At 74.7% G+C, this 21,554-nt stretch carries 17 protein-coding genes, 1 tRNA gene and 1 riboswitch; of the genes, 6 read left to right on the plus strand and 12 right to left on the minus strand.

What is annotated here, in order from left to right; all coding sequences use genetic code 11:
• Positions 1 to 1,137: 1,137 nt before the first annotated feature.
• The 3 genes from ACFVXG_RS44565 to ACFVXG_RS44575 all read right to left on the minus strand — a co-directional run bounded on the left by ACFVXG_RS44565 (position 1,138) and on the right by ACFVXG_RS44575 (position 2,990).
• Positions 1,138 to 1,716, minus strand: a complete 579-nt coding sequence (locus ACFVXG_RS44565) for a TetR/AcrR family transcriptional regulator (protein WP_387936243.1) — start codon at positions 1,714 to 1,716, stop codon at positions 1,138 to 1,140.
• Positions 1,717 to 1,745: 29 nt separating this feature from the next.
• Positions 1,746 to 2,570, minus strand: a complete 825-nt coding sequence (locus ACFVXG_RS44570; protein ID WP_387936244.1) for an alpha/beta fold hydrolase — start codon at positions 2,568 to 2,570, stop codon at positions 1,746 to 1,748.
• 129 nt (positions 2,571 to 2,699) lie between these two features.
• Positions 2,700 to 2,990 (minus strand): YiaA/YiaB family inner membrane protein, encoded by a 291-nt coding sequence (locus ACFVXG_RS44575; RefSeq protein WP_387936245.1) that lies wholly within the window; start codon positions 2,988 to 2,990, stop codon positions 2,700 to 2,702.
• 196 nt (positions 2,991 to 3,186) lie between these two features.
• A riboswitch (cyclic di-AMP (ydaO/yuaA leader) is annotated at positions 3,187 to 3,345 on the plus strand.
• 12 nt (positions 3,346 to 3,357) lie between these two features.
• On the opposite strand from ACFVXG_RS44575, the gene ACFVXG_RS44580 reads away from it, so the two are divergent.
• The gene (locus tag ACFVXG_RS44580; RefSeq protein ID WP_387936246.1) at positions 3,358 to 4,206 is read left to right on the plus strand and encodes a M23 family metallopeptidase; all 849 of its coding nucleotides are present in this window, start codon (positions 3,358 to 3,360) and stop codon (positions 4,204 to 4,206) included.
• Between the two features lie 65 nt (positions 4,207 to 4,271).
• Here the strand turns inward: ACFVXG_RS44580 and ACFVXG_RS44585 are convergent, their stop codons facing one another.
• The gene (locus tag ACFVXG_RS44585) at positions 4,272 to 5,231 is read right to left on the minus strand and encodes a hypothetical protein (RefSeq protein WP_387936247.1); all 960 of its coding nucleotides are present in this window, start codon (positions 5,229 to 5,231) and stop codon (positions 4,272 to 4,274) included.
• Between the two features lie 42 nt (positions 5,232 to 5,273).
• Here ACFVXG_RS44585 and ACFVXG_RS44590 point away from each other — a divergent pair, with 42 nt between their 5' ends.
• From ACFVXG_RS44590 to ACFVXG_RS44605, 4 genes are all read left to right on the plus strand, one after another.
• Positions 5,274 to 5,870: a GNAT family N-acetyltransferase gene (locus tag ACFVXG_RS44590; RefSeq protein WP_387936248.1), complete on the plus strand. Its 597-nt coding sequence runs from the start codon at positions 5,274 to 5,276 to the stop codon at positions 5,868 to 5,870.
• Between the two features lie 115 nt (positions 5,871 to 5,985).
• Positions 5,986 to 6,729, plus strand: coding sequence for a sensor domain-containing protein (locus ACFVXG_RS44595; RefSeq protein ID WP_387936249.1), 744 nt, complete (start codon positions 5,986 to 5,988; stop codon positions 6,727 to 6,729).
• Between the two features lie 110 nt (positions 6,730 to 6,839).
• Positions 6,840 to 7,613, plus strand: a complete 774-nt coding sequence (locus tag ACFVXG_RS44600; RefSeq protein WP_387936250.1) for a hypothetical protein — start codon at positions 6,840 to 6,842, stop codon at positions 7,611 to 7,613.
• 36 nt (positions 7,614 to 7,649) lie between these two features.
• Entirely contained in the window at positions 7,650 to 8,096 is a 447-nt protein-coding gene (locus ACFVXG_RS44605) for a GNAT family N-acetyltransferase (protein WP_387936251.1), read from the plus strand.
• Here ACFVXG_RS44605 and ACFVXG_RS44610 read toward each other — a convergent pair.
• From ACFVXG_RS44610 to ACFVXG_RS44645, 8 genes are all read right to left on the minus strand, one after another.
• Positions 8,093 to 9,241 (minus strand): hypothetical protein, encoded by a 1,149-nt coding sequence (locus tag ACFVXG_RS44610; protein ID WP_387936252.1) that lies wholly within the window; start codon positions 9,239 to 9,241, stop codon positions 8,093 to 8,095. The genes ACFVXG_RS44605 and ACFVXG_RS44610 overlap by 4 nt on opposite strands.
• A 466-nt stretch (positions 9,242 to 9,707) precedes the next feature.
• Positions 9,708 to 10,535, minus strand: coding sequence for a hypothetical protein (locus tag ACFVXG_RS44615; protein ID WP_387936253.1), 828 nt, complete (start codon positions 10,533 to 10,535; stop codon positions 9,708 to 9,710).
• A 194-nt stretch (positions 10,536 to 10,729) separates the two neighbouring features.
• Positions 10,730 to 10,803: transfer RNA gene (locus ACFVXG_RS44620), tRNA-Met, on the minus strand.
• A gap of 65 nt (positions 10,804 to 10,868) precedes the next feature.
• Positions 10,869 to 12,263: a PrsW family intramembrane metalloprotease gene (locus tag ACFVXG_RS44625; protein WP_387936254.1), complete on the minus strand. Its 1,395-nt coding sequence runs from the start codon at positions 12,261 to 12,263 to the stop codon at positions 10,869 to 10,871.
• 116 nt (positions 12,264 to 12,379) lie between these two features.
• The gene (gene trmB, locus ACFVXG_RS44630; RefSeq protein WP_387936255.1) at positions 12,380 to 13,210 is read right to left on the minus strand and encodes a tRNA (guanosine(46)-N7)-methyltransferase TrmB; all 831 of its coding nucleotides are present in this window, start codon (positions 13,208 to 13,210) and stop codon (positions 12,380 to 12,382) included.
• 104 nt (positions 13,211 to 13,314) lie between these two features.
• On the minus strand, positions 13,315 to 14,550 hold the full coding sequence (lhgO, locus tag ACFVXG_RS44635) for an L-2-hydroxyglutarate oxidase (RefSeq protein ID WP_387936259.1): 1,236 nt from the start codon (positions 14,548 to 14,550) through the stop codon (positions 13,315 to 13,317).
• 413 nt (positions 14,551 to 14,963) lie between these two features.
• Entirely contained in the window at positions 14,964 to 16,541 is a 1,578-nt protein-coding gene (locus tag ACFVXG_RS44640; RefSeq protein WP_387936256.1) for a TROVE domain-containing protein, read from the minus strand.
• A gap of 550 nt (positions 16,542 to 17,091) precedes the next feature.
• The gene (locus ACFVXG_RS44645; protein ID WP_350507538.1) at positions 17,092 to 18,519 is read right to left on the minus strand and encodes an MFS transporter; all 1,428 of its coding nucleotides are present in this window, start codon (positions 18,517 to 18,519) and stop codon (positions 17,092 to 17,094) included.
• Positions 18,520 to 19,207: 688 nt separating this feature from the next.
• Between ACFVXG_RS44645 and ACFVXG_RS44650 the strand changes: the two genes are divergently transcribed.
• Positions 19,208 to 21,331 (plus strand): asparagine synthase-related protein, encoded by a 2,124-nt coding sequence (locus ACFVXG_RS44650; RefSeq protein WP_387936257.1) that lies wholly within the window; start codon positions 19,208 to 19,210, stop codon positions 21,329 to 21,331.
• Positions 21,332 to 21,554: the final 223 nt, after the last annotated feature.

Here is a 21,554-nt window from a genome sequence, read left to right on the forward strand (position 1 = left end):
CGCCTGGTTTGCTCGCTGCTGCGCTTCGGCCGTCCCTGCCAAGCCCGTTCTGGGTCTGCGGTCACGAGAAGTCGGCGAGGCCGACTTCTGGCGCGCGCTCGAGCTCCGGCTGCCGGTACTGCGGCGTTTCCTTGCCCTGGCCCCGGCGGCTCGATAAGCAGGTGGCCCGCTGTCGCCAGAAGTCGGCCTGTTCGACTTCTGATGCGTATCGGCTGCCCCTACCTGTCAAAGCCCGCAGCCTCGCGCCCTTTCCCTCCGCCCTTCCGCGCAGCAGGAAGTCAGCCGGTCCGACTTCTCGCGCGCACCCGGGCTTGCCCGAAACTCAACACGGTTCTTCCTGCCCAGGCCCGGTGCCCCACGGCCCTCCTCTTGCGCCTGGTTTGCTCGCTGCTGCGCTTCGGCCGTCCCTGCCAAGCCCGTTCTGGGTCTGCGGTCACGAGAAGTCGGCGAGGCCGACTTCTGGCGCGCCCCCGAGCCCCGGCTGCCGGTACTGCGGCGTTTCCTTGCCCTGGCCCCGGCGGCTCGATAAGCAGGTGGCCCGCTGTCGCCAGAAGTCGGCCCGTTCGACTTCTGATGCGTATCGGCTGCCCCTACCTGCCAAAGCCCGCAGCCTCGCGCCTTTTCCCTCCGCCATTCCGCGCAGCAGGAAGTCGGCCGGTCCGACTTCTCGCGCGCACCCCGGCTTGCCCGAACCTCAACACGGTTCTCACCTGCCCAAGCCCGTCGCCCCGCGACCCTTCCCCCTGTTGTTCGCTGTTGCGCTCTGGCCGTCCCTGCCAAGCCCGTTCTGGGCCTGCGGTCACGAGAAGTCGGCGGGGCCGACTTCTCGTGCGCGCTCGAGCCCCGGTCGTCGGCACTGGGGCGTTTCCCCGCGGCTCGACGAGTGGGTGGCCTGCTGTCGTCAGAAGTCGGCCTGTCCGACTTCTGATGCGTATCGGCTGCCCCTACCCGCCAAGCCCGCAGCCTCGCGCCCTTTCCCTCCACCCCTTCGCGCACGGGAAGTCGGCCGGTCCGACTTCCCGTGCACAGCCGCAGCCTCCGCCTCCTCGGCGCGGCTCCCGGCTGGGCGTGCCGATCGGCAGGGCCGCGCTGTTCCTGTGCCCCGGTCGTCCCCGCCGGGCGCCTTCTCGTGCAGGCCTAGGCCTCGGTGGTTCCGGGCCAGGTGTGGAGGCCGGTGGTGAGGGTGGTGATGAGGCGGTCGTGGGTGGTGGTGAGGTCCTCGGCGAGTTGGAAGGCGCCGCCGATGGTGAGGGAGGCGAAGCCGTGGGCGAGGGAGCGGACGGTGCGGGCGGCGTGGATGGCTTCGGAGCCGTCGAGCCCGCACCCGCGGAGGACGGCGACGATGACGCCGACGAGGCGGGTGGCGGCGCGGGTGAGGTCGTCGTCGGGCTGGGGGGCCTGGGGGAGGGCGGAGTAGCGGTGGGGGTGTTCGGCGGCGTAGGCCTGGTAGGCGCGCAGGACCGCGCTGACGGCGTCGTCCCCGCTGCGGCCGACGGCGGCTTCGGCGAGCCGGTCGGCGAGTTCTTCGGTGACCCGGACGGCGACGAGGCGCCGCAGTTCGCCGAGGCCGCCGCTGACGTGCTTGTACAGCGAGGGGGTGGCGACGCCCGCCCGGGTGGCGACGGCGGCGAGGGTGAGGGCTTCGGTGCCCTGGTTGTCGATGAGGGCGAGGGCGTGGTCGACGACCTGGTCGGGGGTCAGTCCTACGCGGGGCATGGCTTCGGGTTCTCCGTGGGGGCGAGGGGTCAGGCGAGTTCGGTGAGGAAGGGCAGCAGGGCGTCGGCGACGGCGGCGGGGTTGTCGGCCATCGGGTAGTGCCCGGACCCTTCGATCATCACCTTGCGGGCGCCGAGCTTCTCGGCCTGGAGGTCGGCGACGGCTTCGGGCTTCGGGAAGTCGGGGTCCTTGCTGCCCATGAGGACGAGGGCGGGGCAGCGGACGGCCGCGCACCAGCCGATGGGCGCGGAGTCGCCGGTGACGTGGCCGCGGGTGGCGGTCCGGCGGCCGGGGGTGCGCAGGGCGGCGACCAGTCCGTCGACGTAGCCGTCGAGGTCGGCGGGGCGGGGGCCGGGGAAGGCCATCTTGCGCAGGTAGTAGCCCCAGACGCCGGGCCACCGGACCATGGCGGCGCCCATGACGACCATGACGCCCTGCATGAGGGCGTTGGCCCGGTATTCGACGAAGGCGTCGATCAGGGCGATACCGGCGACCCGCTGGGGTGCGTCGCCGGCGACCTTGACCACGGTGGCCCCGGTGTAGGACTGCCCGACCAGGACGGCCCGTTGGATGCCGAGGTGGTCGAGCAGGGCCAGGACGTCGGTGGCGACGGCGGCGGGGCTGTAGTCGTCCCAGACGATCGAGGACTCGCCGAAGCCGCGCACGTCCATGGTGATGACCCGGTGGCCGGCGGCGGTGAGCAGCGGGTGCAGGTGCCGGTAGGCGCGGCGGGAGTCGAGCATCCCGGGGAGCAGGACGACGGGGGTGCCGTCGCCCTGCCGGGTGTCGTCGTACGCGAGCCGGCCGCCGGGGACGTCGAGGTACTGGGTGCTCGGGGTGGTGGTGCCGTTCATGGTGGGCCTCCGCTGGCTCGGTCGTTGCTGCCGATAGCCATAAAGCTAAGGCTAATAGCCTTAGCCGTCAAGCGCCCCGTCCGAACCGGCCGCCGGCGGCAGCAGTGCCGACCGTCCAAGTCCTCCCGTTCAGACTCCCTCGGCCCTGAACGGGTCGTGCTCGCTGAGCAGCTTCTCCAGCCGGGCCTGGTCGACCCGGGCGACGGTGTCCGAGGACTCCTGCCGGTCCCGGACCACCTTGGCCAGCGTGAACGAGGAGGTGACGGTGTAGAGGAGGCCGATCCCCAGGAAGGCCCGGGTCCAGCCGCCGACGGGCAGGTAGGCGATCCCGGCCGCGAGGGCGGTGCCGGAGATGGCGAAGGAGAGGACGGCCTGGACGAAGTACGCCGCCGTGGTCCGTGACTGCATCGGTGCGCTCATGGCGCCAGGATGCGGTGGGGCGGTCGGGTCGCACATGAGTAGGAGTACTCAGATGAGCCAGGTGGTCGAGGGGTCGTTCGTTGACGTCCGATCACCTGCTCCACAGCCGTCCCGGGCGGATGGCTTGGAATCAGAGCGTCCTAGGATTAACGTTTGATAACGCAGCGCGGTCGTCAACGCCGTACCCAGACGGCACCGTGCGCCGTCGCCTAATCCCGCCGACCGGCCTCCGGGCAGGTCAGGGAGCCGGGGAACCACGTTCCTTGGGGTGAATCGGCGGGGCTCCGGCCCGGCCGTAGGAGACCTTCCTGCTCCGAACCCGTCAGCTAACCCGGTAGGCGCGAAGGAAGGAAAGGAGCGCGCCTCCGTGGCGTCGACGCACACTCCGGCACACCCGGCCGGCCCCGCAGCCGGTACCCAGCTCCTCGACCACCCCGGCCCGGACGGCCCAGAGTCCTTCGCTCCGGAGGACTTCGCCCCGGAGGCCGAGGCCAACCGCCACCGGATGCCGCGTCAGACCCGCGGAGCCTCCCCGCTGCTCGGCGTCACCGCCGTCGCCGCCACCTTGGGTGCCACCGGCTTCGCCTCCGCGACCCCGGCCGCCGCGCCCGCCATCGAGACCCCGGACGAGGCGCCGGTCGCCCTGGCCGCCGACCCCGGCCTCGCGCTCGCCGCCCGCATCCAGCAGCAGGCCGACAGCCAGCGCACCGCCGCCGAGGAGGGCGCCCGGGTGCAGGCCGCCCAGGAGGCCGAGGCCAAGGCCGCCGCCAAGGAGGCGGAGGCCAAGCGCGCCGCCGAGGAGGCCGAGCGGGCCAAGGCCGCCGCCCTCACCCTGCCGGTGAAGGACTACAACCTCTCCGCCCACTACGGCCAGAGCGCCCGCTACTGGGCCCACCTGCACACCGGCCTGGACTTCGCCGCCGACACCGGCACCGCGGTCCACGCGGTCGGCCAGGGCACCATCACCTCGGCCGGCTGGTCCGGCTCGTACGGCTACCGGATCGTCGAGACCCTGCCCGACGGCACCGAGATCTGGTACTGCCACCTCTCCTCGATCATCCAGGGCTCCGGCAAGGTCACCTCCGGCCAGCAGATCGGCAAGGTCGGCGCGACCGGCAACGTCACCGGCCCGCACCTGCACCTGGAGGTCCGCCCCGGCGGCGGCGCCCCGGTCGACCCGGAGACCTGGCTCCAGCAGCACGGCCTCAACCCGTAAGCACCGCCGAAGACCGTACGGAAGGGCCCCGGGCGCGTCGCCCGGGGCCCTTCCGCGTCATCGGCTCACTCCGCCGGCTGCTCCGCCGAAGCTTCCGGCTCCGCCGCCGCAGCCGCAGCCGTCGCAGCCGCCGACTCCACCGACTCCGCCGACTCCGCCGCGGGCAGCTGCGCCAGATAGGCGTCGATCTCGGCCGCCCCCGGCTCCGGCGCGAGCTCCGGGAACTCCTCCACCAGCAGCCGCGCCAGCCCGGGCACCGTCCAGTCGCCGAGCAGGTCGAGCGCCGCCTCGGCCGCCGCCGCCTCGAACTCCTCGAAGCCCCCGGCCAGTTCGTCCGGCATCGGGCGCCCCAGCGCGTTCAACTCGGCCAGGTTGCGGTAGCTGCGCCGCATCAGGCCGTGCTCCAGCAGCCGCCGCGCGCCGTCGGTGGCCATGCCGACGGACAGCACCCGGCCCGGCCCCCAGCCCTGCTCGTCCGGTTCGTCCAGCCAGCCGGTCGGCCCCAGCGCCCCGTACCAGGCCAGCCGCTCCTCCTCATCGAGCCCGGCGAAGCCGGTCAGCCAGTCCCGGACGGCCGCGGGGTCCGTCACGTCCACCCCGTGGGCGTGCAGCAGCACCGCGTACAGCCGGGGCCAGGTCACCAGGTCGGCGCGGCGCAGCAGCCCGACCGCGACCTCGCCCTGCCACTCGGCCTCGGCGTGCAGCCGCTCCTGGCGCTTGGCGTTGAGCCGCTTCGCGGCCCGCTGGTGGTCGACCAGCAGCCGTACGGCCGCGCCGTAGGCGAACGGGTCCTCCTCCGGCGCGGGTTGGACGTAGAGGTGGAGCCGCTCGTACAGCAGGTGCTCCACCGCGTCGGAGGTCAGTTCGGGCCAGCCGTCGTGCATCCTGCCCTCGCCCAGCTCCAGTAGCGCCAGCACCGTGCGCAGCGGCGCTTCGGCCACCGGCGCGCGGTCCTGCCCGGCCGCCCAGGCGAGCAGGTCGGCGGCCCTGGTGCGCGGGGCGAGCCGCAGGTCTTCGTCGTTCATGCTCCGAACGGTAGTCGCCGGACGCGGGTAGGGTCGGCAGCCATGGTCCCCGTACGCCTCACCGGCCCCCGGCTCGCGATCCGCGAGTACCACCACACCCCGGAGGAACTGGACGCGCTGCACGCGCTGTACGGCGACCCGGAGGTGACCCGCTACCTCCCCTTCGAGCCGCGCGACCGCGAGACCTGTGCCGACCAGCTGGAGCTCTACCTGGAGGAGGCGATGGCCGAGGAGCGGCACACCTACCGGCTCGCCGTGGTCCGGCGGGAGGACGCCGAGGACCCGGAGGACGCGCTGCCGGTCGCGCACGCCAGCCTCACCCTCGGCACGTACCGCTCCGCCTACCTCGGGTACGTGCTCAGTCGCCCGGTGTGGGGCCGCGGCTACGCGGGCGAGATCGCCGGACTGCTCTGCGGGTTCTCCTTCGGAGTGCTCGGCCTGCACCGGCTGGCCGCCCGCGTCGACGTGGAGAACGCGGCCTCGGCCAAGGTGCTCACCCGGCTCGGCTTCCGGCTGGAGGGGCACGTCCGGCACGACCTCCACAAGGGCGGCGTCTGGCGCGACTCGTACCAGTACTCGCTGCTCGCCGACGAGTGGACCGGCCCGGCCGACCCCTCCGGTCCGCGACAGGGGGGTTAACCCCACCCCCGATCCGCCGGTCCCCCGGATGTTTGCCGGGCCGAGCCCCGGCCAGACTGGAACACGTCAGCGAGTGGGAACGACGCGAGAACGACGAGGGGCCGGGGGCCGGGAGATGAGCAGCAGCGGAAGCACGCTGGACCAGGGGTGGGACGCCCCGCGCGGTTACGGCGACGAGGGGGCGCGCCCGGTCCGGGCCCGCCGCACCGAGGAGCCGCCCGGCTTCTGGCGGGCGCCGTTCTCCGGGCACTACTACCGGGAGGTCGGCTACGCGCTCACCGGGCTGCCGGTCGCGATCGTCGGCTTCGTGGTCGCGATCACCCTGTTCTGCCTCGGCGTCGGCACCTTCGTCACCGTCCTCGGCCTGCCGGTGCTGGCCGGTCTGACCACCGCCGCCCGGGGCCTGGGCCGGGCGGAGCGGGCCCGGGTGCGCGGGATGCTCGCCGTGGACGTGCCCGGCCCGGCGCCGGTGCGCCAGGTGCGTCCGGGCAACTGGGGCGCGATCACCGCGCGGCTGGCCGACGGGGCGGGCTGGAAGGGCGTGCTGTACCAGGTGGTGATGTTCCCCTGGGCGGTGTTCAGCTTCTCCCTCACGCTGGTCTTCCTGCTGCTCGGCTGGGCGATGGCGCTCTACCCGCTCTACCACTGGGTCTTCCCGCGCTACACCTCCTGGCACGGGTACCAGCTGTTCGACTTCACCGACAGCCACCACGTCCGGCACGTGTACTACATCGAGGGCACCTGGCAGATCGCGGCGTTCTCGGCGATCGGCGTGCTGCTGGTCTTCCTCACCGCGCGGCTGGTCCGCGGCCTGACCAACGTCAACCGGGCCGCCGCCCGGGGGCTGCTCGGCCGCTGAGGCCCGGCCCCGCAGGCCCCCGTACCCTCCCGCTCCGTACCGACCCGCCCCGCCCGTGCACCGGACGCGTTCCGGATGCGGGTGGGGCGGGCCCGTGTTCGGATGGCCGGGTGGCCACCGCCCCCACCGCCGTACCGGCCCCGGACGTCCTGGTCACCTCCCGTCCGCTGGACGAGTACTGCACGTCGTTCGGCCTGACCCGCGCCGGGCTCGCCGCCCTGCCCGGCCCGCTGCTGGACTGCCCGGGCGGTGCGGCGGGCCTGGCCGCCGAGGCGCGCGAGCTGGGCTGCCGGGTGATCGCCGTCGACCCGGTGTACGCGCTGCCGCCGCCCGAGCTCGCGGCCCGGGCCCTGGCCGCCCGGGCGTCGATGGCCGTCGCGATGGCGGCCCACCCCCACCTGTACCCGGCCGCCCGCCCGCGCCGCTCCGACTGCCTGGACCGTCCGGACCGCTTGGACCGCTACCTGCGCAGTTGGGACCGCGCCCGCCGGCTGTTCGCCGCCGACGCGGCCGCCCACCCGCAGCGCTACCTGGCCGCCGCACTGCCCCGGCTGCCCTTCGCGGACGGCGCCTTCGCCCTCACCCTGAGCGGCTACCTGATCTTCGCCTACCCCGAACTGTTCGGCCCGGAGCGCCAGTTGGCCGCTCTGACCGAGCTGGTCCGGGTGACGGCCGCGGACGGCGAGGTGCGGGTCCAGCCGCTGAACGACGGCCGCGGCCGCCGCTGCGGCCACCTCGACCGGCTGCGGTACGCGCTCGGCGAGCGCCGGATCGCCAGCGAGGTGCGCCGGGTGCCGCGCGAGGACGGCCGCACCCGCGCGGTCCTGGTGCTCCGGGCTGCCGACCGGCGCCTCCGCCGGCCCGCCCCGGCACCAGTTCGGTAATGGTCACTAGGCGGGTTAGCCCCTATACTCGCTCACATGAGCGAGACCACGATCCGGCCCGCCCGGCCGGCCGACGCCGCCCGGCTCACCGCACTGATCCAGGCCTCCACCGCCTACCGCGGCGCGTACTTCGCGATGATCGACGGCTACGTCGTGCGGCCCGACTACATCGAGCGCCACGAGGTGCGGATGGCCGTGGACCGCACCGACGACCGGCTGCTCGGCTTCTACGGGCTGATCCACGAACCGGCCGAACTGGACCTGATGTTCGTCGCCGACGACGCCCAAGGGCTCGGCATCGGGCGGGTCCTGATCACCGACATGCTCGACCGGGCCCGGGCGGCCGGGATCGCCACGGTCAAGGTCGTCTCGCACCCGCCCGCCGAGGGCTTCTACCTCCAGGTGGGCGCCGAACGCACCGGCACCCGGCCGCCGCAGCCCAGGACTCCGTGGGAGCAGCCCGAACTGCGCTTCACCGTCTAGGAGTTCGCCTGCGGGGGGTTTGCCTGCGGGGGGTTCACCTGCACGGGATCCGCCGACGCGGCGCCGTCCGGCAGCGAGCCCGGCTGCGCCGGGACGAAGGCCACCGCCTGCAGCCGGGACAGTATCTTCTCCGCCAGCCAGCTGCGGTCCGACCCGTACGGGATGCCCTGCGGGTCGACCAGCTGCGCGGCCACCGCGTCCCGCAGCCGCTGCGCCTCGGCGCCGGGCAGCCGGGAGAGCAGGCCCCGGGCGGCCAGCAGCGCGTGGTACTGCTCGAAGCCCGAGCGCGGGCGCTCGATCGCCTCCAGCACGCTCGGCAGGTCCGCCAGCGACGGGTCGCCCTGCATCAGCGCGAGGGCCTGGATCCGGCGGCCCTCGGAGCCGTCCGCGAAGAGCGCCCGCACCTGGTCGGCGGTCAGCGCCGAGCGCTTCGCGGTCGAGCGGACCTCCGCCACCACGCCGTCCGGCCCGGTGGGGGAGTCCGAGGAGGGCGGCAACTGGGCGGCCAGCGCGGCGGGTTGGTCCGCGCTGCCGCCGAGCAGTCCGAGCTGCTGCATCGCACGCACCCGCAGGTCGTCCGCGCCCACCTTGTCGCCGTGCCGGTCGCGGTCCTGCCCGGCCAGGAAGAGGTCCAGTGCCTCGTCCGTCTCGGTGAGCACCCGGGGCAGCGCCAGCCTGGTCACCAGCCAGCCGGCCAGGAAGCCGAGGACCAGGAAGTACAGCACCAGCGCGGCCCCGAACGGCACCGCGGCGTCCTCCCCGCCCAGCGCGGGCGCCAGCGCCGTACCGAGCTGGTGCAGCCGCTCGCCGAGCGAGCCGAGCTGGGTGAGCCCGACGCCCAGCAGCACCTTGGTCAGCCAGTCGGAGACCTGTTCCAGGTTGGTGTTCGGCGCGTACGAGCCCTGCGGCTCGCCGGAGCCGCTCTTCACCCGGGGCACCCCGAACAGGAAGCCCAGCGCGCCGCCGAGCACCGTCGAGGCGCCGGCCACCACCAGGCCGCCGCCGAGCGCCTGCCAGGCCTGTGCCCGGCCGAGCGCGAACAGCAGCAGCCCGAGCAGGCCCGTGCCGGTCAGTACCCCGGCGGCCGTCCACTGCGCCGTCCGCAGTGCCGACCCACCGGCCCGTCGCCGTGCCCTCGTCGCCATCGCCCACCCCTGTGTCCGCGCCGCCGCGCCCCGTCGTTCCCGTGCCGGGGCCGCGCCGACTCTAGCGCCGCGGCACCACCACGGGAACGACCCGGGGGCGCCGCCGCTACGACACGGGCGAGGTCGTACGGGGCCCGGGGCCCGGAAACGCAGACGGCCCGCAGGCTGCTCCTCGACGCCGGCCCGTGCACTGGCCTGGCGTCGAGGCACCGGGGATGTACCGGTGAGCCTGCGGGCCGGGTGACTGCTATGGATTTCGCCTGCCGGAGGCCAGGGGCCTCACCCTGCGCAGGCAGGGGCGGCTCTAGCGAGCAGCCACCTCACGCATCCTGATGGAACTCAATTCAGGATCACCTCCCTTCAGTGTGCTGCCACTGTAGGCAGCCCCCTGCGGGGAGGGCAACGGATTATTCGCGGCCCGTTCGCGAGTGCTCGCGACCGTTCGCGACCCGTCGGCCGTCCCTGGTCAGGCGCTCTTCACCTTGGCCTGGAACTTGGTGTAGTCGATCACGTTGTCGGGCGACGGCAGCTGGACGGTGACCGGCTTGTCGAAGTCGGTGAAGTCGATCTGGCCCTTGTCCGAGCCGGTGGTCTTCTCCATCCGCACCGGGTAGAACTTGCCCTCGGTGGCGACGTGGAGGAGCATCTCCTCGCCCTTCTCGTCCTTCTCCTTGAGGCTGAAGGTCTTGATCCCGTTGATCGTCCCGGCGGTGCCCTTGGTGGGGGTGCTGCCCTTGTCGCCGGCCAGCATCTCGCTCGCCCAGGTGAGCTTGCAGAAGTCCAGCATCGGCTTCATCTGGGGGTCGCCGTCGAAGCCGGTCAGGTAGCGGCCCTTGAAGAGCTCGGCGACCGCGTCGCCCTTCGGCCCGCCGAAGGTCTTCCAGAACTGGGCGTCCGGCTTGAGGAAGGACTGCTTGCCGTCGCTGATGATCTCGAAGGAGCCCATGCCGGGCATGGCCATGTTGCCCTGGCAGTTGCCCTTGGTGTCCATCGCCATGTTCATGTTGATCACGCCGTCGTCGCTCGGGATCTTGCCGGTCATCTTGAGCGAGGTCGCGGCGGAGATCGCGTCCTGGGCCTTCTGCTCGATCTGCTTGGCGGTCAGCGTGTCGGTGTCGAGCTTCGCCACGGTCGGGGTCGGCGTCGGCGTGGCGGTCGGAGTCGGAGCTGCCGCAGCGGTGGTGCCCGCGGGCGCGGCGGCCGTGTTCGAGTCCTTGTTGTCGCCACAGGCGGCCGTGCCGGCTCCCAGCAGGAGGCAGATCGCGGCGGTGCTCACCAGGCGCTTCGACAGCATGGGTCGTTCCTTATCCAGGGCACGGTCCCGCCGTCCCCCACTTGGATGAATTTTTCCTCAGTATGGGGGAGCGCTATGACAGCAGATCTTGGAACGGGGCGCCGTTACCGCTTCGTGGCAGGACCGTGCTCTGCCCGTGCCGGGGAACGCGAAAGGCCCGGAGGAAGAATCCTCCGGGCCTTTCGGCTACTGAGTAGCGGGGACAGGATTTGAACCTGCGACCTCTGGGTTATGAGCCCAGCGAGCTACCGAGCTGCTCCACCCCGCGTCGGTGAACACAACAATACGGGGAAGTCGCCGAGATGGGAAATCGGTTCTTCCGAACGCCCCCGGCTACCCCCGGGAGGCACGTCTCCCGGGGCGCCCGCCGGGCCGCCCGCCGTGCCGCGCGGCCCGGGACCTGGCCCACAGCGCGAAGCCCACCAGCGCCGCGAAGCAGGGCACCATCAGCACCCCGTAGACCACCAGGAACCCGTCCGTCCCCAGGTCGGCGGCGGCGTTCCAGGTGCCGTGCAGCACCATCGCCAGCAGCAGCCCGGCGGGCGCGGCCAGCCGGGCCAGCCAGCGCCGCCCGGTGGTCAGGGCGACGGCCAGGCCGATACCGGTGAGCGCGGTGAACAGCGGGTGGGCGAAGGGGGAGAGCAGGGCGCGCAGCACGAAGGTCTGCACGGTGCTGTCGAAGTCGCGCAGGCTGGGCGGATCGCCCAGGCCGATGCTGTCCAGCCGGTTGCGCTGGTCGGTGCTGAAGGCCCGGCCCAGGTAGAGGGCGTTCTCCGTGAAGGCGAAGCCGCAGGCCGTCATCCCGCCGAGCACCATCCCGGCGGCCAGGGTGCGCGGCCGGGAGCGGCGGTGCGCCGAGCCCGGGGCGGGCGGAGCCGGGCGCAGGTAGGGCAGCGGCCGCAGGTACGGGCGGAGCCGCAGCCGGCCGCGGGCGTGCGGGCCGGCCGGGCGGCGCTGGTACGGGCGGGGGCGCCGGGGCGCGGGCGCCCGGTGCAGCAGCGGCGCGCAGGGGCGGCCGGTGCGGCGGCCGTGGCAGCGCCGCTGGCCGAGCGGCAGCAGCAGCACCAGGAGGGCGGTGGCCTTGGCGCCCTCCTCGATCACCGGGGTGGCGACCCCGGCGCCGAGCAGTCCGCCGAAGGCGTTGTGGTGGGCGGTCAGGTAGTCGGCGGTCCAGTTGTTGGCGAGGATCGCGACCGTGGTGGCCGCGCAGGCGCCCCAACCGAGGCAGAACACGGTGTGCCGCAGCGGCACCCGGGCGGTCAGGTTGAGCCAGGCCAGGCCGCCCAGCACGAAGGGCAGCGGCACCATCGCCAGGCCCAGGCCCACCAGCAGTCCGGCGGTGCCGGTCTGCCGCTGGACCAGGTGCAGGATCAGCGCCCCGCAGCAGAGCAGGGTCAGCACGGTGGCCGTGGTGACCGAGGAGAGTGCCGTCCAGCGGCTGCGGCCCCGGGGTGCCGCGCCCGGGCCGGCGGTGCGGGCTCCGGTGCCGGTGCCGACCCCGGTGCCGAGGGCCGTCGTCGCGGCGGTCGGTGGCGCGGCGGTCGGTGGCGTGGCGGTCGGTGGCGCTCCGCCGGGCCGGGACAGCAGCCGGTCGGCCCGGCGCCTCCGGGGCCCCGGGATCGTCCGGGTGCCGCCGGTGCGCGGGACCGTACCCGGTGCGTCGGCGGCGGTGCGGGCGGTCGCCCGCCCCAGCCAGGCTCCCCGGCCGCCGCCGGACGGGCTGCCCATGCGGCTCAGGGTAGGCCACGGCGGCGGCCCGTCGGGAGGACTCCGGACGAACCGTTCGTCCCGGGTCCGAGCGCCCGGTCAGGCCGCCGCGGCCCGTTCGAACGGGTGCCGACGGCTCAGCGGCGGCGGAACAGCAGGTCGTGCACCACGTGGCCCTTGGCGATCCCGGCCCGCTCGAACTTGGTGACCGGCCGCCAGTCGGGCCGGGGCGCGTAGCCGGGGACGCTGCCGTCCGGGTGGTCCGCGGGCTCCAGCCAGCCGGTCCCGTCACCCTCCGGGTGCAGGTTCTCCAGCTCCGGCGAGGCGGACAGCACCTCGAGCATCTGTTCCGCGTACGGCTCCCAGTCGGTCGCGCAGTGCACCAGGGCGCCCGGGGCGAGCCGGGGCAGCACCAGGTCGAGGAAGGACGGCTGGACCAGCCGGCGCTTGTGGTGCTTGGGCTTCGGCCACGGGTCGGCGAAGTAGACCCGCAGGCCCGCGAGCGAGGCGTCCGGCAGCATGTCGCGGAGCAGGATGACGGCGTCGCCGGCGGCCAGCCGGACGTTCTGCGAACCGTCGCGCTCCAGCATGCCGAGCAGGTTGCCGTGGCCGGGGGTGTGCACGTCGGCGGCCAGGATGCCGGTCGACGGGTCGGCGGCGGCCATCGCGGCGGTGGTCTCGCCCATGCCGAAGCCGATCTCCAGGGTGACCGGCAGGCCGCCGAAGAGCTCCGGCAGGTCGAGCGGGGTGCCGTCGATCGGGACGCCGTACGTCTCCCAGCTCCGGTCCAGGGCGCCCGCCTGGGCGTTGGTCATCCGGCCCCGGCGCGGCTGGAAGCTGCGGATGCGCCGCTCCCGGTGCTGTTCCTCGGTGGCCTTGTGCGGGTACATCGGCGCGGGGTAGGCGGCCGGCGCCGCGGACAGCCGGGCGGACGGCGATTGCTGGGGGATCGGGGCGGTGGCAGTCACAATCACCCGAGTCTACGGGGCCGCGCGGGGCGCCCGGAGGGGTGTGTGACGGGGCTCATCCGGTCCGGGACCGCGCGCTCCGCCGGGCCGGCCGACCCGCGGGCTCAGCCACCCGCCTCCAGCGCGGCCAGGGCCCGGCGGGCCACCTCGCGGCCGATCGGCAGCGAGGCCGTCGCCGCGGGGGAGGGGGCGTTCAGCACGTGCACCGTCCGGCGCGGGGAGCGCGGGTCCCCGGGGTCGAAGCCGGCGAAGGCGAAGTCGTCCAGCAGCGAGCCGTCCCGGGCCACCGCCTGGGCTCGTACCCCGGCCGTGGCCGGCACCAGGTCGGCGGCGGTCACGGCGGGCAGCAGGCGCCGGACGGCCGTGGTGAACGCCCGCTTGGACAGCGAGCGGTGCAACTCGCCGACCTCGTACCGCCAGTGCCGCCGCAGGATCCGCCAGGTGCCGGGGAAGGCGAGGGTCTCGGCCAGGTCGGCCGGGCGGACGGTGCGCCAGTCGTACCCCTCGCGGGCCAGCGCGGGCACCGCGTTCGGGCCGACGTGGACGTCCCCGTGGATGCCCCGGGTGAGGTGCACCCCCAGGAACGGGAAGGCCGGGTCGGGCACCGGGTACACCAGGCCGCGCACCAAGTCCCGGCGGTGCTCGGCCAGTTCGTAGTACTCGCCGCGGAACGGCACGATCCGCACCCCCGGGTCGTCCCCGGCCAGCCGGGCGATCCGGTCGCTGTGCAGCCCGGCGCAGTTCACCAGCACCCGGCAGCGCAGCTCCCCGGCGGCGGTGCCGACCGTCACCCTGTCCCGGCGCCGGTCCACCGCCCGCACCGCCGTACCGGGCCGCAGCTCGGCGCCCGCCTCCCGGGCCAGTCGGGCGTACGTCGTCGCGACGGCGGGGAAGTCGCAGATGCCGGTCGTGCCGACGTGCAGCCCGGCCCGCCCGACCACGGCCGGCTCGTACCGGGCGATCCCGGCCCGGTCCAGCTCGGTGACCGGGATGCCGTTCGCCCGCCCGCGCTCGGCCAGCGCCGCCAGCCGGGGCAGCTCGGCCTCGCCGGTCGCCACGATCAGCTTGCCGGTGACCTCGTACGGGATGTCGTGCTCGCGGCAGAACTCCACCAGCTCGGCGGCGCCCTCGACCGCGAACCGGGCCTTGTACGAGCCGGGGCGGTAGTACACGCCGCTGTGGATCACCCCGCTGTTGCGCCCGGTCTGGTGCGCCGCGAAGCCGGTCTCCTTCTCCAGCACCGCCAGCCGCAGCCCGGGCCTCGCCAGGGTCAGGGCGTACGCCGTGGCCAGCCCGACGATCCCGCCGCCGACCACCACGACATCGAACTCGTCCGCCACGCTGCGCTCCTCGTCCACTGCCGGGCCGCCGTCGCCGGTGCCGGTACGGGGCGTCGTCCGCTGCCCCACCGGCTTCCGCCGCAGATGCTGCCACGGCTCCACGCGGGGGTCGAGACCGCGTGACGGGCGGGGCGGAAGTCGCGCGTCGGTCGGCCCGTCAAGGCTCCGCTGCGCGGGTACGCGTCCCTCACCCGCTCGATCCGGGGCATGCCGAGGTGGGCGGCAGTGTTTCCTGCCGCCCACCTCGTCCCCCCCCCCGGGGTATCGGCCGGTCCCCCGGTCCGGCCGTGGCGTGGTGCGCCGAGTCCCCCGACTCCGCGCACCACGACCCCCCCTCGGTCCGGCCGTGGCGGTCGCGCACAGGGCCCCCCGACCCCGCGTGCTACCGCCGCCCCCGTCCGGCCGTGTCGTGGTCAGACCTCCCAGGGCCAGCCGGCGTCGGCCCCCGCCTCCAGGAGGGGGATCAGCCGGAAGGCCGCGTCGCTCAGGCCGCCGAAGGTGTGCCGGTTGGCACCGCCGCTCGGGCCGTGACCCGTGGCGTAGCCGGCCAGGTTCCAGGTGTAGACCGGGACGTGGGCCGGTATCAGGTCGAGCGGGTCGCTGCCCCGGTAGCCGAAGCCGGGCTGCTCGTCGGTGACGATCACCACCCGGTCGTGGCCCCGGTAGTGGCTGCGGACGGCCTCGGCGGTGTTGGTGCCGCCGAGGCTGGAGAAGCGCTCCAGCACCCGCAGCACCGCCTCACCGCGGCCGACCTCGATCACCCGGCTGATGCTGCCGAACTCGACCAGGTCCGCCTCGGCCGCCCGCACCTTCAGCGCGGTGCCGAAGATCGCCGCCGAGTCCGCCCGGTTGAGCTGGGTCTGCGCGCTGGGCCGGTCGAACATCGAGCCGGAGCGGTCGACCAGGACCAGCGTCCGGCCGGGCAGTTCGGGCACGTTGGCGAGCGAGTGGCCGAGCGCCGTCTCCAGCGCGTGCCCCCACCGCAGCGAGGGCGCGTGCCGGTAGGCGGCCAGGTAGCGGAACGGGAACTGGCGCGAGCGCCGTACCTCGCCCTTGTCGGAGATCCGCCGGGCCACCTCGGCCGCGGCCTCGTCCGACACCCCGGCCTGGTCGAAGTTGCGCAGGTTCCGGACCAGCGCCATCGGGCCCATGGACGGGATGACCGCCTCCCAGACCGGAGCGTCCAACGGCCCCTGCAGCCAGCCCGCCAGCGCCTCCCAGGTCAGCCCGGCCTCGGCCAGCCGCTCCGCGCCGTCCTTCGCCGTCACGGCCGGGCGGCGCTGCTCGACCGGCAGCGCGAGCAGCTCGCGGTTGGCGGTCAGCATCCGGTCGGCGACGGGCGGCGAGGCCTCCTCCGGCCGGTGCCGGCGGTCCAGCGCGTACCCGAACAGCGCGCCCTGCCAGGGCTTGGCCGGGTCCGGCGACGGGTGGGTCAACTCCAGGACGTCACCGAAGCGGTAGCCCTTGCCGGCGGTGTCGTACTTGAGCAGCGAGCGGGCGTCGTACAGCCGGCGCACCGCGTCCGCGACACCGCGCTTGAGCGGCTTGGGCAGCGCCCGGCCGTAGCGCGAGGTCCAGTACGCGAGCAGCTCGCCGGGCTCGTCGGCCCGCCGCAGCACGGCGTCGACGGCCTGCCGGGAGTAGCCGTGGGCGCCCGCGTCCAGCCGGGCCCGGGTGAACTCGGCGGCGCCGACCAGCGCGGCGGTGCGCAGCTGCGCCCCGTACCGCAGCCAGCGCAGCAGCCCGAGGGTCCACTCCGGGTCGCTGACGGCGAGCTCGCGCACCAGCGCGGTGTAGCGGTCGTCGCGCTTGCCGCCGCTCTCGTAGAAGGTGTCCTGGCCGACCAAGTTGGCCACGGCGAGCAGGAACAGCTCGGACTTGCGGTCCCGGACGAACCCGGTGCCGCCGTTGTGGTTGGTCGTGCGCTGCCCGGTCGTGGTCACCGGTGACTTCGGATTCGCCTTGGCCTTGCGGATGTTGAACCTGGACATGCTGCAGCCCCCCTCGGCGTGCTCGGTCGTCTACGGGAGGGAGGCATGCTGCGGCCGGGGTGCCCGAGATCATGCCGGTCGTCGTGCGACGACCGGCGTCGGCGGAGGTATATGCCTTGTGCTCTACCGGATTGAGCTAGCGGCCGCACTCGCGCACGGCACGCCCGGGATTTGAACCCGGAACCCCAAGATCCGAAGTAACCCCCGCCTGCGCACCGGGCATTCCGAAGCGCAGCTGCCTCCCGAGATCAAAGGTGGCTGCGGTCGATGGAACTCAGCTTCAACGCACCCCTGGAAAGGGGCACTCCACAGAAGTAACCGCTGCCGTCGCACCGGGAGGTGCGGAATTCTATTCACGTTTAGGTGTCCAGAGTTCAGATTCGGCTGAGGTGACGAAGCTGCTCTACCGACTGAGCTACACCGGCCTGAAGCCGATGACGGGACTCGAACCCGCGACCCGCCCATTTGGAAGTGGAAGTAACCTCTGCCTGCGCACCTGGACGAGAGAGACCCTATCCAGGCCCCTCCCGCCGGTGCATCCCATTTATCGTCACGCCGGAGCGACGATCACCGCCCGCGCCCGCTCGGTCAACTCCCGTACCCGGCGCTCGCCCTGGAACGGCTCCAACCGCCGCAGCATCTCCACCACGTACTCCCGGCTGCGCTGCGAGGAGATCCGGCCGGCCACCTCGACGGCGCGCTCGCCGGCGGCGACCGCGGCGTCCAGGTTGCCCGCCTCGGCCTCGGCCATCGCCGAGACCACCAGCCGCAGGCCGTGCGAGCGGACGAAGCCCTCGGTGGGCTTGGCCAGCGCCTCGCGGGTGAACTGCCGGACCTTGGAGGGCACTCCGAGGTCGCGGAAGCACTCGGCGGCGTCGGCGGCCAGCCGGTCGTAGGCGTAGAAGTCGATCCACGCCGGATCCGGATCCCCGGCGCGCGCCCGTTCGAGTGCGCTCTCCGCGGCACCGAGCGCCGTCGCGCACGCCGCCGCGTTGCGGGCCTTGGCCTGGGCCCGTGCCTCCACCAGGTGGAAGAAGCTCATGGTCCGGGCGGTGGCCAGGCTGCGGTTGCGCTCCAGCGCGGCCTGGGCGAGGTCGACGGCCTCCTCGGCGAAGCCCCGGTAGCCGGCCTGGAGGCTCATCGAGGCCAGCACGTACCCGCCGAGCGGCACGTCGGCGGCGGCCCGGGCGAGCCGCAGGGCCTGGATGTAGTACCGCTGGGCGGCCTCGTGCTGCCCGGTGTCGAAGGCCATCCACCCGGCCAGCCTGGTCAGTTCGGCGGTCGCGCCGAACAGCGCCCGGCCGACCGCGTCGCTGTACGAGGCCAGCAGCAGCGGCGCCGCCTCGACCCGCAGGCACTCCGGCACCATCGACGAACGCCAGTCCCCGCCACCGTACTTGGAGTCCCAGCGGCGGGCCTCCTGGGCAGCCTCGCGGAGCTTCACGGCATCCGAGTGGCCGACCCGGTACGAGGAGTTCTCGCTGGGGGAGCGCGGCACCTCGCGGGCCACCGAGCCGTCCGCCGGGTTGATCAGCCAGCGGGAGACGGGCGTCGCGTACGCGGCGACCGAGAAGGTGCCGGCCAGGCTGTCGCTCCAGCGGCCGCCGCCGGGCCCGCGGCGCAGGTCGAGGTCGACCCGGAACAGGTCGGTCGCCGAGCGCACCGCGTCGGCGACCTCGCGCGGGAAGGCCAGGCCGAGTTCGGGCGCCGGGTCGGTGTCGCCCAGGCCGATCTCCTCCAGCGGGACGGGCCGGCCGAGCTTGCCGCCGATCGCGGTGGCGATCAGGTGCGGGACGGGCCCCTGCGGGACCATGCCCTTGCTGACCCAGCGGGCCACCGAGGTCTTGTCGTAGCGCAGCGTCAAACCGCGTTGGGCGCCCAGGTCGTTGACCCGGCGGGCCAGTCCCGCGTTGCTGATCTGGGCGAGGGTCAGGAGCGTGCCGAGCCGTTCGTTCGGTCCTCGTGGGCTGACGGTCATGGTGGCGGGGGCACCTCCTGCGGCCTTGTGCGCGGGGCCCGGGCGGCACCGGGCCGTAGCTGCTGTACCTAGAGTAGTCGGACGCGTTCCGACGGTTAAGAGGCCGCATTCCGGATGGCGGGATCGCGCACCCGGCGGTGTCGCGCCGGGCCCCCGCGGCGGTTGGTCCGGACCACCCGGAGCGGTTCGGCCGGGCCGCGCGCCGGAGCGTCGTGCTCCGGTCCCGTGTTCACGTGCGCCCGGCCGTGCCCCCTGGCCCGACCGGCTGCTCGGCGATTCGCTGGTGGTCGTGGGTCGGCCCGCCGTCGAGGACCCGGCGGGCCGGGGGACGCCGCCGCCTCAATCCCCGCGGGTGGCGGTGAAGTCCGGGAGGGCATGCGGATGCCCTCCCGGGCTGGGCGACGCCTTTCGGCCATCTCGCGATGCCCATGCCAAAGGCGCCGCCCGGGCGGTCCGGGCCACGGAGGGGGAGGCCCGGCCCGCCCGAACCCACCCCCGACCCCAACACCCGCCCCGGTCCCGCCGAAACGGAAGCGGAACCGACAACACCGGCCCCGGCAGCGCCCGGTGGTGGCACGATGTCTCCTGACGGCGCGCCGGAACGCGGGCACGCCCGGACGCGCCTGCGGGCCGCCCCCGGCACCCCACCCGGCCGCGCGAGTGCAGGTCCTCGTCCGGTGGAGGCGCGATGCGGTGGCTGACGGGCTGGAGCACGGGCACGCCCCGGGCGGGTGCGCCGGTGCACGAGGCCCTCGCCACGGTCGCCCCGATCGCCGCCCGGCCCCTGTGGACCGGCCCCAACCCGCTCTGGGCCGTGGGCGACTGGCGGCCCGAGGAGATCCGCCTGGTCACCCTCCGGCCCGGCGCCCGCGCCACCGTCAGCACCGGCCCCACCGCCCCCGACCCGGTCGCGGACACCCCCGCCACCACCCGGCTCGCCGTCCTCGGCCACTGCGGAGCCACCGACGCCGAACTCGCCGCCGGCCTGGCCGCCGCCCGCGGCGGCGCCGTCCGCCACCTCACCGCCTGGCCCGGCAGCTACACCGTCGTGCTGCGCACCGGCACCCGCTCCACCCTGCTGCTCACCGACCTCGCCGGCACCCAGCCCGTCTTCCACACCCCCTGGGCCGGCGGCACCGCGTACGCCACCGCCGCCCTCCCGCTCGCCGACCTGGTCGGCGCCGCGCTGGACACCGGCCACCTCGCCGCCCGGCTCGCCTGCCCGGAGTCCCCGGAGGCGCTCGGCACCGGCACGCCGTACCTGGGGGTCCAGCGGGTGCCGCCCGGCCACGTGCTCGCCGTCCGCGGCGGCCGCCCGTACCTCGACGCCTACGACGAGCCGCCCGGCGCCGAACAGCCGCGCGACGAGGCCCCCGCCATCCGCGAACTCACCCGCGCCCTGCTGGAATCCGTCCGCTCCCGGGTCCGCACCCCCGCACCGGCCACCGACCCCGCCGGGCGCGCCCGGCTCGGCGTCGACCTCTCGTACGGGACCGCCTCCGCCACCGTCGCCCTGCTCGCCGCGGCCGTACCGCTGCCGGCCGGCCCGACCGGCGCGCCGACAGCGCCCGCCGCCGCCGGGGCCAGGACCGGCGCGGTCAAGGGCTCCTGGGTCCGGACCGCACCCCAGGGCCCGTCCGCCCCGGAGCAGTTGGCCGCCGTCACGCTCGGCGAGACCGAACCGCCCACCACCCTCGCGCTCGCCCCCGACACCCCGCGGCTGCGGCACACCGTGCTCGACCCCGGCCCCGACGCCCTCCCGTACGCCGTCCTGCGCGCCGACCCGCAGTCCGGCCCGCTCACCGACGAGCCCGGCCCCGAACTCGTCGCCGCCGCCCGGGCCGGCGCCCGCTTCGACGCCGGCGGCACCGACCACCTCACCGGCTACGGCGCCCGCCAGGTCCTGGACGGCCACCCGGCCCGGCTCGCCGACCTCATCCGGGCCGGCCGGCCCCGCGAACTCCTGCCCCCGGTCGCCGCCCTGGCCGGCGCCGACCGGGCCGCCGCGGGCGTGCTGGCCGGCGCGCTGCGCACCCCGCTCACCGTGGTCCGGGCCGCCCACCGGCTCTCCCGGGTCCGCTACGCCGAGGCACTGGACGAGGCGGCCGCCAAGCTCACCGCCCGGCACGTCCCCGACGGCGCGGGTACGGCGGGCGACCGCTCGGCCGTCGACCTCGCCTGGTGCGTCCCGGGCCCGGCCGCCCGCTGGCTCTCCGACGAGGCGCTCTCCTCGGTGGCCCTACGGCTGCGGCTGGCGGCGCGCAGACCAGCGCCCGAGGAACACCCCGGCGCGCACCGGGCCCGCCACGCCCTCTACCGCCAGGCGCGCTCCTACCGCACGCTCCTGCACGCCGCCGAACGGCCCGGCCAGCGGCTGCACGCACCCTTCCTCGACAACCAGGTGGTCCGCGCGGCCCGGCTGCTCCCCGACGACGTCCGCCTCCAACCCGGCGCCCGGCACGCCCTCCTGCACGCCGTCCTCACCGGCGCCGGCCGCACCGACCTACCCCCCGACTGGGGCCGCGGCCCCCGCCCCGACCGCACCGCCCCCGCCCGGGCCGGCCTACGCCTCGCCGCCGACGGCCTCGCCGAACTCTTCGACGCCCCCCTCCTCGCCGAAGCCGGCCTCATCGACCTCCCCGCCGTCCGCGCCGGCCTCGCCGACCCCGCCACCCCCCTCTCCCCGGCCGCCCTCGCCGGCCTCGCCGACCTCGTCTCCACCGAACTCTGGCTCCGCCGCCTCCGCGCCCGCCGCCACGGCGCCTGCTGGACCGGCCTCCCCCACCCCCAACCCCCAGCCCTCACCCCCTGACCCACCGCAGGCGTGAGGGACGATCCCGGTGGGCGCGCGGGCAAAGCCCACGCGCCCACCCCAAAAACCCACCCATCCCCAACCCGCACCAACCCACCCACCCCCACCACCACCCCACCCCCTCCCCAACCAAGGCGAGAGGGACGCGCTGCGGGAGGGGGCGGTGGAGGGGGTGGGTGCGGAGAGGGGCGTGACGGGTGATTTTCAGACCGCCAACGGTCTT

This window comes from Kitasatospora sp. NPDC058162 (assembly GCF_042884005.1).
In the GTDB taxonomy this organism is placed as follows: Bacteria; Actinomycetota; Actinomycetes; order Streptomycetales; family Streptomycetaceae; genus Kitasatospora.

What these genes read in the sequence shown, in the direction of transcription:
- ACFVXG_RS44585 (WP_387936247.1), bottom strand. Translation starts at nt 5,231, where the DNA reads ATGAACGACGAAGACCTGCGGCTCGCCCCGCGCACCAGGGCCGCCGAC.
- ACFVXG_RS44565 (WP_387936243.1), bottom strand. Translation starts at nt 1,716, where the DNA reads ATGCCCCGCGTAGGACTGACCCCCGACCAGGTCGTCGACCACGCCCTC.
- ACFVXG_RS44645 (WP_350507538.1), bottom strand. Translation starts at nt 18,519, where the DNA reads ATGACCGTCAGCCCACGAGGACCGAACGAACGGCTCGGCACGCTCCTG.
- ACFVXG_RS44595 (WP_387936249.1), top strand. Translation starts at nt 5,986, where the DNA reads ATGAGCAGCAGCGGAAGCACGCTGGACCAGGGGTGGGACGCCCCGCGC.
- ACFVXG_RS44615 (WP_387936253.1), bottom strand. Translation starts at nt 10,535, where the DNA reads ATGCTGTCGAAGCGCCTGGTGAGCACCGCCGCGATCTGCCTCCTGCTG.
- ACFVXG_RS44610 (WP_387936252.1), bottom strand. Translation starts at nt 9,241, where the DNA reads ATGGCGACGAGGGCACGGCGACGGGCCGGTGGGTCGGCACTGCGGACG.
- ACFVXG_RS44640 (WP_387936256.1), bottom strand. Translation starts at nt 16,541, where the DNA reads ATGTCCAGGTTCAACATCCGCAAGGCCAAGGCGAATCCGAAGTCACCG.
- ACFVXG_RS44590 (WP_387936248.1), top strand. Translation starts at nt 5,274, where the DNA reads ATGGTCCCCGTACGCCTCACCGGCCCCCGGCTCGCGATCCGCGAGTAC.
- ACFVXG_RS44570 (WP_387936244.1), bottom strand. Translation starts at nt 2,570, where the DNA reads ATGAACGGCACCACCACCCCGAGCACCCAGTACCTCGACGTCCCCGGC.
- ACFVXG_RS44605 (WP_387936251.1), top strand. Translation starts at nt 7,650, where the DNA reads ATGAGCGAGACCACGATCCGGCCCGCCCGGCCGGCCGACGCCGCCCGG.
- ACFVXG_RS44650 (WP_387936257.1), top strand. Translation starts at nt 19,208, where the DNA reads ATGCGGTGGCTGACGGGCTGGAGCACGGGCACGCCCCGGGCGGGTGCG.
- ACFVXG_RS44625 (WP_387936254.1), bottom strand. Translation starts at nt 12,263, where the DNA reads ATGGGCAGCCCGTCCGGCGGCGGCCGGGGAGCCTGGCTGGGGCGGGCG.
- ACFVXG_RS44575 (WP_387936245.1), bottom strand. Translation starts at nt 2,990, where the DNA reads ATGAGCGCACCGATGCAGTCACGGACCACGGCGGCGTACTTCGTCCAG.